We start from the raw sequence: 15329 nt of genomic DNA, 5'->3' as shown, positions 1-15329 counted from the left end.
TGAGGCGGGGCAGGTCAACAGGCAATCAGCTAACTGCCCTGGCAAGCCAGTGCCTGCTGCATCATTTCGAGGTCGGCGGCTGCCTGGCCAACCATTCGTCGCGCGTCAACTCCCAGAGCTCCTGAGCCATTGGACCGGAGACAAAGTGGCCGTCCCGGCGTTCGATCATGCGCATGCCTTCGCGTTGGGAGATCTTCCTCGATGCCTCGTTGCCCGCCGCTTTGGGCACCTGCATCACCGGGCGCTGCAGGGTTTCGAACCAAAAGGCATTGATCACTTCGCACGCCTCCCGCATATACCCCTGACCTCGCCATTGCGGCGCCAGCCAGAAACCCCGGTGGTTCTCGGGCTGATCGTGCAGGCTGATGCAGCCGATTACGCGCTCGGGTTCAGAAGTCAGGCGCAGGGTCCAGTGCCATTCGCGCCCCTCTGCCATGGCAGGAAGCGCGAAGTCGCGGAGGTAGGTCAGCGCGCCGTCGTCGGGATAGGGCCATGGCACATGGCTGTCCAGATACCGGACCACGTCCCACCGGGGAAACAGTTGTTGAATCACGGGCGCGTCGGTTAGCCGCAGCGGGGCGAGTGTCAGTCGGGGAGTCTGGAGCGTGGGGCTTTCCATGCGGTTTTTTTCCATGCAAGCAGTGCAGCGACATTGATGCCATATACAGAGGACAGAGAACAAGTGTCTCGAGACTGGCTCTCGGACTTTGTTGATCTTCGGCTTCTGGTATCTGCTGTTGCCCCACTGGCAACCACTGCGAAAGTCGATGCGCGCGTATGGCACGCGATCAGATCGAACTCCTGGGAATCAGTCCCGGTCAGAGCATGACGGATGCACCGTCACCCCTTATTCAATCAGCGGCACTCGTTTGCCAAAGGATCTGATCATGCTCGGAAAGAAATTCCTCCCTCATCTGCTGTTCACCGCAGTATGCGCAGTCAGCAGCTTCTCCTACGCTGCCGAACAGCCAAGCGTGACGATGGATCGCCCGGGCGCAGGGGTTAAGGAAATGAAGGAAGGCGACAACGTCCCTGATCAATACCAACGTCCCAGTCTGGCGCTTAAAGACTGGAAAGCACGTCACCTGAGCGCGCCGGACAAAAATCAACAGTGGGTGGAGATCAAGGACCAGTACCTGTTGGTTGATATTCCGACGGGCACGATCAAACAGATGGTGCCCAAGGGCAAGGCGCATAAATACCGCCATTGGCCGAGACCTCGTTCCCCAGCCAACGAATGGCAGCGTGACGTCAGACGCCTTCCCGGCTAAAGCCGGTCCCACAGTGGGTCTTCCGCCAGTCTCACGGGACGTAGGCGATCGTTGGTGGGACCGGCTACGTAGCCAATCCCACTGGATGCACGCGGTGCTTTTTAGTGGGCCCGGCTTAAGCCGGGAAGAAGCTCAGCCGATGCCCTTAATGGTAAATCTCCATCAAGATAAAATTCATCCAGTTGAGGCGGTGGTATGCGGGTACCGGGCAGCATGGCGTGAACCTGTCCTCGGTGGTGAATCTGGTGCTGGAACAGATGTAGCAACAGGCAATCCACTCGTTCCGGAATAATGCCCGTCGCCCGCACTACACCCGCTCGTCGACCAAGCGCGTGCTCATCCAGACCTTCGCAATAGGTAACAAGTCGGCCGTCTGCCTCGGTTTGGAGCCGGACGATTTCCTGCAGCGAGAGATGCTCGGGCAGCTCCTTTCGTTGACCTTCGAGATCAAACGTCAGCGCGGCCAGGTAGAACTGATCGACATCCAGTATGTGCCGCAGCGTCAGCTCAATTGAGGGAAAAAAACCTGTTCGCGGCGCCAGGTATTCTTCATTGCTCAACCCCAGGCATGCCGAAAGCAGGCGCCGGTTCGACCATCGATTATTGTGTGCCTGCGCCAGATAGCTGTTCATCGGTAGGCCCTGGGTGGATAGCTGGAATGAATGTCATGAATTCAGGGATGTCTCGTCACCCGGCGTTTCACTCCCGCGACTGGATGGCGCACCGAAAAGTGCCACGCAAACCCATACAGCCCATCCGACGAAAGCCTTCGAACCGGCACTAACAATCCGGAACTCTGCCGGTCCAACCTGTTCCCCGAGCCGGTTGCGACAACCGGTTCACAGGTCGTCAGTATTCCAGGCAGGAGCAGCGCATGAGCATCACCCCCACTTTCGATATCCGCAATTACGGCGCCAAGGGCGACTCCGTCACTGACGATACCGTCGCCATCCAGAAGGCAATTGATGCCGCAAGCGCTGCGGGTGGGGGCAAGGTTTACATTCCTGGCGGCACCTGGCTTGTGTCGGACAGCGACGGTTCGGGCAACGCCTTGGCGGTGAAAAGCAACGTCACCCTCACCGGGGAGGGCGCAGGTGACAGCGTGCTCAAGCTGGCCGAGGGCGCCGGATCGAATACCACCGCTCTGTTGGGCGTGGTAGCAGGCAGCAGCGTGCGAGACGCGACCGTCAGCAATCTCTCGCTGGATGGCAATCAGGTCAACGGAGGCGGGCAGGTCAGTGGCTGGTCTCAGTCGGGGGCGAGCAGTACTAATCTGTTGATCGACGGCGTCACCGCCACACACTTCAGCGGCAGCGGTTTTGACCTGACCGGCGCGTCGGTGCATTTGACGGTGCGCAACAGCACGGCCACAGACAATGCCTCTGACGGTTTCGTGCTGGGCGGGTCGCTGCCGGCGCTGACCTTCCAGGACAACCGCGCGCTGGACAACGGCGGCAATGGCATCAATGTCGGGCTTGGCAGCGTGGCGATGTCGCTCACCGACAACCAGGCTTCCGGCAATGCTGGCGACGGCATTCACGTCCATGAAGAAAGCGGCGTCGACACCGGCTTTTTTAGCGTCATCGGCGGCGACGTCTATGGGAACGGCGGCGACGGCGTGCACATGCGCGGCATCGAATACGGCGGCGTGTATCGCCTCGACATCCATGACAACGGCGGGTCGGGCGTCAATCTGCAAGGCACGACCCACATCGAAGTGTCCGACAACGTCATCCACGCCAACGCGCAGAGCAACGACGTGCCGGAAGTGGCGATCCGCAACCTGGGCAGCGAGAACGGCACGCAGAATTTCGTCTACGACAACCTGATCACCGGCAGCGCCGGATCGACCTGGGGCGTGGCCGAGGTGCCGTCGGACGTGGCGAGCGTCGAAGGCAGCGTGATCTTCGGCAACGTCATCAACGGCACTCATTCGGGCGACATCAGCGCGGCGGGCAACAACACCCAGGTCTACAACAACAGCGATGTGCTGATCGTGCGCGGCAGTGCGGGCGCCGACACGTTGATCGGCAGCCGTTCGGACGAATTCATCAGTGGCGGAGCAGGGCGCGATCGCATCGACGGCGGCGCCGGTGACGACGTCATCCATGGCGGTGCAGGGGCGGACCGCCTCAGCGGTGGCACCGGCAGCGACGTGTTTCGTTTCACCTCGGTCAGCGACAGCTATCGCACGGCCACCACGTCCTTCACCGATCGCATTACCGATTTCAACGACAGCAGCGACCGTCTCGACCTGACCCTGCTGGGACTGTCCGGGCTGGGCAATGGCCACAACGGCACGTTGAAGGCGTCCTACAACGCTGGCACCGACATTACCTACCTGTCGAGCCTGGACGCCGATGCCGCCGGCAACCGCTTTCAGCTGGCACTCGATGGCAACCACCTGAGCACGCTGAGCGCGACGAACTTCTTCTCGTCGATTACCGGCACGGCCAGTGACGACAAGCTGTTTGGTACCGCTGCCGATGACGTGCTGATCGGCGGCGCAGGGCGAGACACGTTGTCGGGCGACGGCGGCGCAGATCGGTTGCTCGGCGGCAGCGGCGGCGACACCCTGACGGGCGGGGCAGGCGCGGACACCTTCGTGTACACCAGCGTCAGCGACAGCCTGCGCAACGATGCCAGCGGCAGCTACGCGCAACGCGACCTGATCACCGATTTCAACAGCAACGGCCATGATCGCCTCGACCTTACTGCCCTGGATTTCAAGGGCCTGGGCAATGGCTATGACGGCACGCTCAAAGTCGTGTTGAACCTGGCCGGCGACCAGACGGCGCTTAAGTCGCTGGAGCCGGACGCCGACGGCAACCGCTTCGAAATCCTGCTTAACGGCAACCACCTCTATGACCTGACCGCGAGCAATGTGCTGTTCGCCAACCCCGATGACACGCGCACCGATTCGTCTCAGCCGCTGACCTCGGTGAACGCCACCGGCACGGCAGGCGCCGACACGCTGTATGGCGACTGGGGTAATGACACCCTGTTTGGCCTGGCGGGCAACGACGTGCTGGCGGGCAGCGTCGGCGATGATTTGCTGGTTGGCGGTGCTGGCAGCGACAAGCTCACCGGCGGATCGGGCGAGGACACCTTCCGCTTCGATCACATCAGCGACAGCTACGTCGGCGCGGCGGATCTCATCACCGACTTCACCACCGGCCACGACACGCTGGATGTTTCAGCGCTGGGCTTCACCGGATTGGGCGACGGCCGCGACGGCACCTTGCAGGTCAGCTACAACGCCAGCAGCGACCGCACCTACGTGCGCAGCAACGAGGCGGACAGCACAGGTCAGAAATTCCAGGTCACCCTGGCGGGGGACTACAGCCATAGCCTGAAGGCCGAGGATTTCGCTTTTAGCCCGGCAGCGAACGCGACCGAGATCAAGGCCGTGGGCGTGCAGGCAGCGATGGACCATGTGGTTTTGTCCGACGCCTGATCACCTTCAACGCATGCGGTCTCTGAGGCTGCACGCGATCTCAGTGTAGGACCGGCTTCAGCCGGGAAGAGGGCAGCCCGCACACCCTAAGATGTGCGGTGTGACACCTGACGCCTTCCCGGCTAAAGCCGGTCCTACAGTGGGTTGAGCCAGTCCGACTTCCGCCTGGCAGTCAGCCCTGCCTCACCCAATGACTCCAATCTGTCACATCCTCGCCCCTGAATTGCCACATTGACGCCGTAATGTCCTCGCCAATGAGATCGATCTCAAGCGAGTGAACATGAGTGACCTGAAAGAAGTCGCACGGGTGGCAGGGGTTTCCAGAGCGACCGCCGCCCGCTGTTTCGCCTCTCCCGAAGTAGTGCGTCCGACGACCCGTGACCAGGTGTTCGCCGCCGCGCGGGAACTGGGTTTTCGCCCCAACCTGCTGGGCCGCCAGTTGCGCCTGCAGACCACCCGGCTCATCGGTGTGGTCGTACCGAGCCTGCTCAACCCGGTGTTCGCCGAACAGTTTCAAGCCATGGAGCGCGCCGCGCGGTTGCGGGGCTACAACCTGTTGCTGGCGACCACCGATTACAGCGCCGAGCGGGAAAGTGCGGTGGTTGAAGAGCTGCTGCGCCAACGGGTCGATGGACTTGTCCTCACTGTGACCGACGCCCACAGCAATCGCGTGCTGCAAAGCCTCAGCACCGAAGACACGCCCTTTGTCCTCGCCTATCACCAGCCCGGCAGCACCGAATACAGCGCCGTGTCGGTGGACAACCGCGCCGGCATGGCCCTCGCCACACGCTATCTGCTGGACGCCGGTCATCGACGCATCGGTATGGTCGCCGGGCCGACGTTGCAGTCCGACCGCGCGCGGCAGCGTTACGCGGGCTACTGCGACGCCATGGCTGAACACCGCTTGAACGCCATGCCCATCATCGAAATGCCCAGCCACACCCAGGCCGATTTCACCGCGCTCGCGCCGTTGCTACGCGGCCCTAACGCGCCCACCGCGCTGGTCTGCTCCAACGATTTGCTGGCAATCAGCCTGATCGCCGAACTGCGTCGCCACGGATGGGCGGTGCCGCAGCAGCTGTCGATCATCGGTTTCGACGGCATCGACATCGGCACCCAGATGCACCCGACCCTCTGCAGCGTGGTTCAGCCGATTGCCGCCCTGGCCACCACCGTCATCGATCAATTGCTGGCGCAAATCGCCGGCGCCGCACCGACTTCACACCGCCTGCCGTGCCACATCCGGCCGGGCGAAAGTACTCAGCCCTACGAGGAGACGCTCCATGATCCGCTTCCGTAAAACCCTGGCGGCCCTGCTGCTGTGTGGCGTGGCCAGCCTGACCCAGGCCGCCGAAACCGCGATTTGCTACAACTGCCCGCCGGAATGGGCGGACTGGGGCACCCAGCTCAAGGCCATCGCCGACAGCACCGGCGTGCAAGTGCCGCTGGACAACAAGAACTCCGGCCAGTCCCTGGCGCAACTGGTGGCCGAAAAAGCCGCCCCGGTGGCGGACGTGGTGTATTACGGCGTGACCTTCGGCTTGCAGGCGCAGAAGGCTGGCGTGGTCGGCACCTACAAACCCGAAGGCTGGGAGCAAATTCCCGCAGGCCTGAAAGACCCGGAAGGCCACTGGTTCGCGATCCACTCCGGCACCCTAGGCATCATGGTCAACGTCGATGCACTGGGCGGCCTGCCGGTCCCGCAAAGCTGGGCTGATCTGCTCAAGCCGGAATACAAAGGCATGGTCGGTTACCTCGATCCGTCCAGCGCGTTCGTCGGCTACGTCTCTGCCGTGGCGATCAACCAGGCCATGGGCGGCACCCTGGACAACTTCGCGCCGGCCATCGACTACTTCCAGAAACTGGCGAAGAACGCGCCGATCGTGCCCAAGCAGACGGCCTATGCGCGGGTGCTGTCCGGCGAATTGCCGATCCTCGTGGACTACGATTTCAACGCCTACCGCGCCCGCTACAAGGACAAGGCCAACGTCGCTTTCGTCATCCCGAAGGAGGGCAGCATCAGCGTCCCTTACGTGATGAGCCTGGTCGCCAACGCGCCCCATCAAGCCAACGCCGAGAAGGTGCTGGATTTCGTGCTCTCCGAGCAGGGCCAGGCGCTGTGGGCCAAGGCGTATCTGCGTCCGGTTCGCACGATGAAGATGCCGGCCGACGTCGCCGCGCAGTTTTTGCCGGACAGCGATTACGCCCGCGCCGGTGTGGTGGATTACCAGCACATGGCCGACGTGCAGGAAGCCTTCGCCGCGCGTTACCTGAGCGAGGTCAAGTAAGTGAGCAGCACGGTGTTGAAGGCGCAGAACGTGGCCGCGCGTAGGTTGTTGAAATGGCGTCTGCGCCCAACAGCCGCGTGGGCCCTGGCACCCGCGGCGGCAGTATTGGCGGCGTTCTGGCTATTGCCATTGGCGCACCTGATCGTGCTCGGCGGACAGCAGCGGGATGGCGCCGGCAGCGGATATTGGCAAGTGCTCAGCAGCCCGCAGTATCTGGGCAGCCTGGCGCAAACCTGTGTGCTCGCCGTCGTGGTGACGCTGGCGGCGCTGCTGGTCGGCGGCATCACCGGCGTGTTCCTCGCCCGTCAGCGCTTTTTCGGACGCGCCACTCTGGTGGCGCTGCTGACCTTTCCCTTGGCGTTTCCTGGCGTGGTGGTGGGTTTTCTGGTGATTTTGCTGGCAGGGCGGCAGGGTCTGTTTGCCATGCTCGGCCTGAAACTGGCCGGTGAGCGCTGGGTGTTCGCCTATTCCCTGGCGGGCCTGTTCCTCGGCTATCTGTATTTTTCGATTCCGCGGGTGATTCTTACGATCATGGCCGCCTGCGAAAGCCTCGACCGCAGCCTGGAAGAAGCCGCCCATTCCCTCGGCGCCGGGCACTGGCGGGTGGTGTATGACGTGATCATTCCCGGGCTGGCGCCAGCGCTGGTGTCCTGCGGGGCGATCTGTTTTGCCACCTCCATGGGCGCGTTCGGCACAGCCTTCACCTTGGGGACTCAACTGAATGTCACCCCCGTGGCGATCTACAACGTGTTCACCAATTACGCCAACTTCACCGTCGCTGCAGCGCTGTCAGTGGTGCTCGGCGCGCTGACCTGGGCGGTGTTGCAGCTCGCGCGGCGCATGGTCAAGCAATCGAGGACCGTCCTGTGAAGCGTTCTTCGCTGTTCATCGCGCAACTGCTGTTCACGCTCCTGGTCTGCGCCTTCATGCTGGTCCCGGTGCTGATGTCGCTGCTGGCCGGGCTGACGCGCAATTACTTTCAGGGCGTGTCCAGCGGACTGACCTTCGACTGGATTGCTCAAGTCTGGCAGGCCTATTCGCCGACCGTCTGGCTGTCCCTGCAACTGGCCTTGGCCTGCGCGGTGTGCGTCTGCGTGATTGGCGTGCCGGCCGCGTATGCGCTGGTGCGGATGAACAATCGCTTCAGTCGCGCCTTCGAAGAATTAATGGTCTTGCCCGTGGCCATGCCCGGCCTCGCCAGCGCCCTGGCCCTGCTGCTGACTTATGGCCAGTTCGGCAGTTTCCGCAGCAGCTGGCTGTTCATCCTCGTCGGCCACGTGCTGTTCACCCTGCCGTTTCTGGTGCGGCCGGTGATGGCAGTGATGCAGCGTCAACACCTGCCGACGCTGGAGGAGGCCGCCGCCAGTCTTGGTGCCGGGCCGTTGCGACGGTTTTTCAGCGTCGTGGTGCCCAACTGCCGGGCGGGGATTCTCGCCGGCGTGCTGATGGTGGTCACGCTGTCCCTGGGCGAATTCAACCTGACGTGGATGCTGCACACGCCCATGACCAAAACCCTGCCGGTCGGTTTGGCGGACAGTTACGCCTCGGCGCGGCTGGAGGTCGCCAGTGCCTACACCCTGATATTTCTGTTGATGATCGTGCCGCTGCTGGTTGCGTTGCAGGCCATCAGCGCGCGCCTTTCCCGTGGAGAGCAAAGATGACTGGAACCACGCTGCGGCTGATCGGCTGCCGCAAGGCTTTCGCCGACGGCACTGTCGCCGTTCACGACCTCAACCTGACCATCGAGGCGGGGGAGACCCTGGCGATCCTCGGCCCGTCCGGTTGCGGTAAGACCACCACGCTGCGGATGATCGCCGGGCTGGAACGGCCGGACGTCGGCCAGGTGTTCTTCGGCGATCAGGACGTCACCCGTCTGCCCATCGAGCGCCGCGACGTCGGCATGGTTTTTCAGAACTACGCGCTGTTTCCCAACCTCTCGGTGGAAGGCAACATCGTGTATGGCCTGAAGGTGCGCGGCATGGCCGTCGCCGAGCGCAACAAGCGCTGCGCCGAACTGCTGGAACTGGTTGGCCTGCAGGAACACGCCAAGCGCGGTATTCACGAGTTGTCGGGCGGGCAGCGGCAGCGGGTGGCACTGGCCCGCGCCCTGGCGCCACGGCCGAAAGTCCTGCTGCTCGACGAACCCCTTGCCGCACTGGACGCGCAGCTGCGTGAACGCCTGCGCAGCGAACTCGATCAGCTGCTGCGCGGACTGGGCATTACCTCGGTGTTCGTCACCCACGATCAGGGCGAAGCCATGGCCCTGGGCGACCGGATCCTGGTCATGCAGCAAGGGCGCATCGCCCAGCTTGGCACCCCGCGGGAAATCTATCAGCAGCCGGCCAATCCGTTCGTGGCCGGTTTCGTCGGCAATCTCAACGCCTTCTCGGTGGCAGGCCGCTCCGTCAACGGCCTGAAAGTCAGCGGCGGCGAACTGCCGTGGAGTGGGGCGGGTGAGCCGTCCACCGTCTATTGCCGGCCCGAGCACCTGCGGGTGGTGAAGCGCGAAGGGCACCTGCACGGGCGTTTGCTCGGTCAGTTCTTTCAAGGCGCCCAGAGCCGTTTGCTGATTGAAGTCGGCGCGGCGCAACCCTTGCTGGTCGACAGCGCCGACAACGTCATTCATGCCCCGGGTGATCTGATCGCCTTGGCCGTCGAGCCGCAGGCGTTGTTCGCCCTGCACCCCTAATCATTGTGTAAGTGAGTTGAATGTGAGCGTCCCGTTTCTCATCGCGCAGATCAGCGATCTGCACCTCAAAGCCGGCAACAAGCTGACCTATGGCGTGGTCGACACCCTCGGCGCGTTACGTCGCGCGGTCGACCATCTGAACGCCAGCACGCCGCGCCCGGACATCGTGGTGATCAGCGGCGACCTGGTGGATTTCGGTCGGTCGGATGAATACGCCGTCCTGCACCCCGAGCTGGCGCGCTTGGTCATGCCGTACTACCTGGTGCCTGGTAATCATGACGTTCGCGAGCACCTGCTGGCTGAATTCGCCGATCACGTTTACCTGCCGCTTTGTCCCAAGTCACCCCTGGATTGGGTCGTCGAAGAGCACCCGGTGCGCCTGATCGGACTGGATTCGACCATTCCTGGCGCCCACGGCGGGCAAGTGCTGGACAGCCAGATGGCCTGGCTCGATGAAGTGCTTGGCCGGCGCCCGGAGGTGCCGACCTTGCTGATCATGCACCACCCGCCGTTTATCACCGGGATCGGCCACATGGACCGCGAGGCGTTCATCAACGGCGCGGCGCTGGAGCAAGTGGTCGCCCGTCACCCGCAAGTCGAACGTGTTTTGTGCGGCCATCTGCATCGGCCGATGCAACGGCGCTTTGCCGGCAGCATCAGCTGCACCTGCCCGGGCACCTCGCACCAGATCGTGCTCGACCTGCGCGAAGATGCCCCGGCGCATTTCAACCTTGAGCCGGCGGGCTATCTGCTGCATCGCTGGGATGCGGAACAGGGCCTGGTCACCCACAACGGCATGTTCGGTGATTACCCGGGGCCGTATCCGTTTTATGACGCGCAGGGGCTGATCGACTAGCTCGCACCATCCCGGAGGTTGTCCTATCGTCTTGGCCCGGCGGGGCCTGGAGGGTTGCGGGCCTGTGGGTGCCGCTGCATCGCTAAAATGACATCATCTATAATCAGTCTATAGTCGCTCTATAGTGATTCTATAATCCGCTATAAACGTAAAGTTTCACCCTTTCTATAATTGGTCTATAGTCGCTCTATAATTGCCTATAGAGCTGTGCTTGAGGTCTACAGATGCCCGAAATCTTCTACCACCGCCCCGAGTTGGCCACCCGACTCTCCAAGCTGATCATGCAGATATCCGTGGGCAGCTCGGCCAGTTCAGGCGTCTTCCTGGCAGCGCCACGGCGCACCGGCAAATCCACCTTCGCCCGCGAAGACCTGCGTCCTGCGCTGGAGAAAGCGGGGGCAATTGTGCTGTATGCCGACCTCTGGCAAGACCTGACCAAAGACCCCGGCCTTGTCATCGTGGAAGCCATACGCGAAGCGGTTGACCGAAACGATGGCTTCATCACACGGCTGGCGAAGGCTTCCGGGATAGACAAGGTCGCTCTAGGCGGCTTGAATTTCAGTCTGGATAAAATCGGCCTCGGCAAGGACATCGACCTCACCACGGCGCTGGTGGCGCTCTCCGACGAATCGCAGAAGCTCATCGTTCTGATGATCGATGAAGCGCAGCACGCGATTACCACCGAGGCGGGTGTGGCGGCGCTGTTCGCGCTCAAGGCGGCGAGGGACGAACTCAACAGCTCCCGGCACCACGGCCTGCGCATCGTTTGCACCGGCTCGAACCGGGACAAGCTGGCCATGCTGCGCAACAGCAAGGACCAGGCGTTCTTTGGGGCATCAATGGTGCCGTTCCCTACGCTCGATCAGAACTACATCGACTGGCTGTGCGCCAACATCGATCTGCCATCCCCGCTCGATCCGGCAGAAGTGTTCCAGCTGTTCAAAGAAAGCGGCTATCGGCCCGAATTGCTCGGCGCAGCGGCTGATGCCATTCGCTTCGATTTTTTCATCGACCCTGAAAACGTACGTGAGCGGTTTGCCGAGCTTGTTCGCGCACAGGCGGATGAATTGAATGCGAACCTCAAGAAGGTGATCCACAGCCTCACCCCGATTCAGTCGGCCGTGATTCGCGTCATGGGCAGCATGGGCGATAACTTCGCCCCGTTCGAGGCGCCCACCATGGCGTTGTACGCCACAGCGATGAAGCAGGCGGGCATCCCGGAAAGCGACATCAAGGTTGAGGTGCCGGGCGTGCAACAAGCGCTCATCGCGTTGCAGGAAAAGAATCTGGTCTGGAAGGCTTCGCGGGGTGTGTATGCGGTGGATGAGCACGTGATCGTTGATCTGCTGCGCGCCGACGGGCTGCTGGAAGGTTTGTAGCCTCGCGGCAGCCCGGGATGCTTACCTCTTGAGCGCGATGGCCTCCTGGACAAGGCACTCAAGGGCGAACTGCTCGGTGTAGGTCATCTGAATGGGCGTGGTTTCGCCCTTGACGGTTCTTTCGCCGTCCAGGATGTAGCGGATGCGCTTGTCGGTGACACCGATGCGCTTGGCGATCCACGAAGGTGTTTGGCCAATCCGCGAAATCAGCTTGTCAGCGTAGTCGGTAGAAGGGTTATAGAGTTCTGCGTTGGGTGTCATGTGACGTCCGGATAGAGGTTAGGCGCTGTGTGTTCAGGCGAATGCTGCACAGTGTGCCCATAACCGGGCTGCGTCGCGACCCCAATGGTGTTCGCCAGAGCTGCGACGGGTCTGAGGGGGAGGCCCCGGGGAAGACATTCACCCTGGGTTCAAGCGCCGCTGCCCGTCCTGGCGGGTCGTGCAAATGCTGCAGATACTGATTCAGGCAAAATCAGGTTCAGAAAATCGTATAGCCAACGTGCGTGAAGATTTGATCATGGCGGCACACTCATCACTTGTGACGGGTTTACTGAAAAGATAGCCCTGAATTTGATCGCAGCCATGTTTGACAAGCAACTCTAGTTGGTCAGATGTTTCGACGCCTTCCGCAATGACGTTTAGATCCAGTTCGTGCGCCAATACGATGACCGCGCGGGTGATCGCCGCGTCTTCATGATTGCTTGTTATATCTTTTATGAACATTCTATCGATTTTAAGAGTGTCGATAGGGAATCGCTTCAAGTAGGCGAGGCTGGAATAACCCGTTCCGAAATCATCGACCGAAAGCCCTATGCCATACGACTTTATCTCTCGAAGTATTTCAACCGCCGACTCGGGTTCAATCATCAGCACGGATTCAGTGAGCTCGAACTCTAAAAGAGCAGGGTGGATACCGTATTCTTCCAGGATATGCCTGACGATTTTAGCCAGTCCTTTTACCTGAAGCTGCCTGGCTGAAAGGTTGATGGCGATCGGTACCACCCCGAGATTGTTATCTTCCCAACGTTTTAGGGTTTCACAGACTTTGCGGATGACCCATTCGCCCACAGGAATGATCAGGCCGGTGTCTTCAAGCATAGGGATAAAGTCAGCGGGAGACACCAGGCCGAGCTCTGGATGATTCCACCTCAGTAACGCCTCCAAACCACTGATGCTGCCGTCTGTGAGGCTGACCTTGGGCTGGAAATGCAGAATGAACTCGTCGCGATCAAGCGCGCCCCGCAATAGCGTTTCAGTTTGCAAACGCTTGACGGCACTTTCATTCATCTCGGCAGTGTAAAACTTGAAATTATTACGACCGCTCTTTTTTGCATGGTACATGGCGGTATCAGCATGCTTGAGGATGACGCCAGCGTCATCCCCGTCAAAGGGATAATTAGCAATGCCAACACTCGCTGAAACGAATATATCCTGACCGCGAAGATTAAATGGTTTCGCCAAAGCGTCGACAATACGGGTCGCCAGCGATTTTATGGAGCTCTCCGAATAAGCGGCCTGTGTGACAACAATCGAAAATTCATCGCCCCCCAGCCGCGCAACCAGACTGTCGTCATCGATATATTCTTCCAGGCGCCGACTCGCCTGGATGAGCAATTCATCCCCTACGGAATGCCCCATGGTGTCGTTCACGGTTTTGAATCTGTCCAGATCGATGAACATGACGCTTATTGCAGAGGGCGCTGATGCAGTGCGGCTGATTGCAGCGTGCAGGTAATTATTCAGGAACCAGCGATTAGGCAGTTGTGTAAGCGAATCATTTTCGGCCAGATAGGTGAGCCTTTTCTTCGCGTCATCCCGTTCAAGCGCGGCGGCCAACAGGTTTGCCAACGTTTGGAGGTAGCTAACATCTTCACGGGTAAAGGGCTGCCCCGTGGTGGCATAGACTCCGAGCACACCCTTAAAGGCATTCCCGCACGGTATATCGACCTCTATACGGCTTCCAATGCGCTCAGCTTCCACGGTGTCAATCGACAGCAACTTGTACGATGCATCAGGCGTATCGGAAATAATCTCAAGCCCGCCAGAAGAACCCATACCGCTCAAGAATTCATTCGTGTAGCCATTCCGGGCATCAACGCTGGTAAAGCCGGTCTTGGCGTTGAGGATGACTCCGTGACTCACTCGATCAACGACTAACAAAGCGGCCTTACTCATGCTCAACCCTTGCGCGGCCGTCAGTGCGGCCAGTTCACCCAGGGCGCTGACGTTTTCCTCTGTCAGTGCCTGCTGGCCAAACAGGGCGATCAGGTTTTGCCTTCTGGCGTTATCGAGAATCGCATCCTCAAACTCTTTTCGATCCGTAATATCGATGTCGATGCAGATATATTTTTCAACGCCGCCCCTGTCATCGAGAATGGGGATGATGGTGCGCTGGTGCCATTTCTCTTTACCGGCAAGACCGGTAAGCCTGACCTCACCGTTCCACACTCCGCGTTCAGGTGCCCACTGCCACGGCTGAGTGGTTGAAGACATGCCGTTCCAGACTTGATCGATCGTCAACTCTAAAAGCTCGGCCCGGGAACGCTGTGAGCTTGTGACGAATCGTTCGTTGACATAGGTGATGCGACCGGACGGCGAACATTCGCAAACGATTGAAACCTCATCCAGGGCGTTTTTATGCTGCACCAGGGTGTTCATCAACGATTCGATGCGCTGACCAAAGTGATTACGCATGTTCGCCGCAGTACGGTTTACCGCTTTGATTGCCTCCTGTATTTCAACGGGAGCATCTGCGACCAACATAGCCTCTGCTGCCACTTCGCCGGAAGCGATTTCCGCTTCATAGGAGTGAAGCTTGTCCAGCTGGGCAAGCGAACGCTTGATCACCCAGCCCATCAATAACAAACTTGTGAGCAAAAAAAGCACTGCCAGTACCGTAGCTTGCACCACCAGATTACAAAGTTCGGTCGCTATTTTCTCGGCGTTGAATGACAGACGCATCACGCCATAATCTTTCCCACCGATCGTTATCGGACGGTTGACATCGAACAATCGTGCAGCGACCTCGGACTCTATCCATGCGGGGGCTCTGCCAACCGGCGCGCTGGGCGCCTGTAGGCGAATGACGCCACCTGACAGGTCAATAAACATGGCGGATTGGAATGGCGAGCGAGCCAGGGTCTTTTCGAGGGTTCTTTTGATGGTGTCGTAATCGCCGATGACTACGCTTTCCTCCACGGCTTGCGCGGCAACCTCGATCAGCATATTGGCGGTGTCTTGGATTTCCTCGATATGTTGAAGAAGCTGATTTTTATAAAACAGACCCAGGCCGGCCGTAAGGAATACGACTATCAGAATAGACAACATTCCCAATATTTGCGACGTCAGCGATTTTGGCAGCAGGCTTTTAAAGAAAGTCATTAATAGCC

13 protein-coding genes are annotated in these 15329 nt (G+C 60.3%); 9 read left to right on the top strand and 4 right to left on the bottom strand.

Translation table 11 applies throughout. The features are described from left to right. Positions 1-61 precede the first annotated feature (61 nt). The gene (locus AC07VF_RS12460; RefSeq protein ID WP_495009443.1) at positions 62-619 is read right to left on the bottom strand and encodes a GNAT family N-acetyltransferase; all 558 of its coding nucleotides are present in this window, start codon (positions 617-619) and stop codon (positions 62-64) included. 268 nt (positions 620-887) lie between these two features. On the opposite strand from AC07VF_RS12460, the gene AC07VF_RS12455 reads away from it, so the two are divergent. Further along, a complete protein-coding gene (locus AC07VF_RS12455; RefSeq protein WP_495009444.1) occupies positions 888-1271 on the top strand; it encodes an RcnB family protein in 384 nt (127 codons plus the stop codon). A 101-nt stretch (positions 1272-1372) separates the two neighbouring features. Here the strand turns inward: AC07VF_RS12455 and AC07VF_RS12450 are convergent, their stop codons facing one another. Continuing rightward, positions 1373-1903, bottom strand: a complete 531-nt coding sequence (locus AC07VF_RS12450; protein WP_495009445.1) for a DinB family protein — start codon at positions 1901-1903, stop codon at positions 1373-1375. Positions 1904-2145: 242 nt separating this feature from the next. Between AC07VF_RS12450 and AC07VF_RS12445 the strand changes: the two genes are divergently transcribed. The 8 genes from AC07VF_RS12445 (at position 2146) to AC07VF_RS12410 (ending at position 11940) form a co-directional block, all read left to right on the top strand. Beyond that, positions 2146-4728 (top strand): M10 family metallopeptidase C-terminal domain-containing protein, encoded by a 2583-nt coding sequence (locus tag AC07VF_RS12445; RefSeq protein ID WP_495009446.1) that lies wholly within the window; start codon positions 2146-2148, stop codon positions 4726-4728. A 280-nt stretch (positions 4729-5008) separates the two neighbouring features. Beyond that, the gene (locus tag AC07VF_RS12440; protein WP_192172545.1) at positions 5009-6028 is read left to right on the top strand and encodes a LacI family DNA-binding transcriptional regulator; all 1020 of its coding nucleotides are present in this window, start codon (positions 5009-5011) and stop codon (positions 6026-6028) included. Further along, positions 6012-7016: an ABC transporter substrate-binding protein gene (locus AC07VF_RS12435; RefSeq protein WP_495009447.1), complete on the top strand. Its 1005-nt coding sequence runs from the start codon at positions 6012-6014 to the stop codon at positions 7014-7016. The genes AC07VF_RS12440 and AC07VF_RS12435 overlap by 17 nt, the downstream gene beginning before the upstream one ends. Positions 7017-7064: 48 nt before the next feature. After that, on the top strand, positions 7065-7886 hold the full coding sequence (locus AC07VF_RS12430; RefSeq protein ID WP_197983826.1) for an ABC transporter permease: 822 nt from the start codon (positions 7065-7067) through the stop codon (positions 7884-7886). Continuing rightward, complete coding sequence (locus AC07VF_RS12425) at positions 7883-8677, top strand: ABC transporter permease (protein ID WP_192172548.1); 795 nt, start codon at positions 7883-7885, stop codon at positions 8675-8677. Before AC07VF_RS12430 ends, AC07VF_RS12425 begins: the two co-directional genes overlap by 4 nt. Then, a complete protein-coding gene (locus AC07VF_RS12420; RefSeq protein ID WP_192172549.1) occupies positions 8674-9705 on the top strand; it encodes an ABC transporter ATP-binding protein in 1032 nt (343 codons plus the stop codon). The genes AC07VF_RS12425 and AC07VF_RS12420 overlap by 4 nt, the downstream gene beginning before the upstream one ends. A 22-nt stretch (positions 9706-9727) precedes the next feature. After that, complete coding sequence (locus tag AC07VF_RS12415) at positions 9728-10561, top strand: metallophosphoesterase (protein ID WP_192172550.1); 834 nt, start codon at positions 9728-9730, stop codon at positions 10559-10561. A 224-nt stretch (positions 10562-10785) separates the two neighbouring features. Beyond that, positions 10786-11940 carry an ATP-binding protein gene (locus AC07VF_RS12410; RefSeq protein WP_495009448.1) on the top strand — a complete coding sequence of 385 codons (1155 nt, stop codon included), beginning with the start codon at positions 10786-10788 and terminating at the stop codon, positions 11938-11940. Positions 11941-11961: 21 nt separating this feature from the next. On the opposite strand, the gene AC07VF_RS12405 is transcribed toward AC07VF_RS12410, so the two are convergent. Continuing rightward, on the bottom strand, positions 11962-12201 hold the full coding sequence (locus AC07VF_RS12405; protein ID WP_346625741.1) for a hypothetical protein: 240 nt from the start codon (positions 12199-12201) through the stop codon (positions 11962-11964). Between the two features lie 201 nt (positions 12202-12402). Then, a complete protein-coding gene (locus AC07VF_RS12400; RefSeq protein ID WP_495009449.1) occupies positions 12403-15321 on the bottom strand; it encodes a putative bifunctional diguanylate cyclase/phosphodiesterase in 2919 nt (972 codons plus the stop codon). Positions 15322-15329: the final 8 nt, after the last annotated feature.

The organism is Pseudomonas sp. GW821-FHT02H06 (assembly GCF_059421525.1).
This window is presented reverse-complemented; position numbering and strand designations above follow the sequence as displayed.

What these genes read in the sequence shown, in the direction of transcription:
- AC07VF_RS12460 (WP_495009443.1), bottom strand. Translation starts at nt 619, where the DNA reads ATGGAAAGCCCCACGCTCCAGACTCCCCGACTGACACTCGCCCCGCTG.
- AC07VF_RS12455 (WP_495009444.1), top strand. Translation starts at nt 888, where the DNA reads ATGCTCGGAAAGAAATTCCTCCCTCATCTGCTGTTCACCGCAGTATGC.
- AC07VF_RS12450 (WP_495009445.1), bottom strand. Translation starts at nt 1,903, where the DNA reads ATGAACAGCTATCTGGCGCAGGCACACAATAATCGATGGTCGAACCGG.
- AC07VF_RS12445 (WP_495009446.1), top strand. Translation starts at nt 2,146, where the DNA reads ATGAGCATCACCCCCACTTTCGATATCCGCAATTACGGCGCCAAGGGC.
- AC07VF_RS12440 (WP_192172545.1), top strand. Translation starts at nt 5,009, where the DNA reads ATGAGTGACCTGAAAGAAGTCGCACGGGTGGCAGGGGTTTCCAGAGCG.
- AC07VF_RS12435 (WP_495009447.1), top strand. Translation starts at nt 6,012, where the DNA reads ATGATCCGCTTCCGTAAAACCCTGGCGGCCCTGCTGCTGTGTGGCGTG.
- AC07VF_RS12420 (WP_192172549.1), top strand. Translation starts at nt 8,674, where the DNA reads ATGACTGGAACCACGCTGCGGCTGATCGGCTGCCGCAAGGCTTTCGCC.
- AC07VF_RS12410 (WP_495009448.1), top strand. Translation starts at nt 10,786, where the DNA reads ATGCCCGAAATCTTCTACCACCGCCCCGAGTTGGCCACCCGACTCTCC.
- AC07VF_RS12405 (WP_346625741.1), bottom strand. Translation starts at nt 12,201, where the DNA reads ATGACACCCAACGCAGAACTCTATAACCCTTCTACCGACTACGCTGAC.
- AC07VF_RS12400 (WP_495009449.1), bottom strand. Translation starts at nt 15,321, where the DNA reads ATGACTTTCTTTAAAAGCCTGCTGCCAAAATCGCTGACGTCGCAAATA.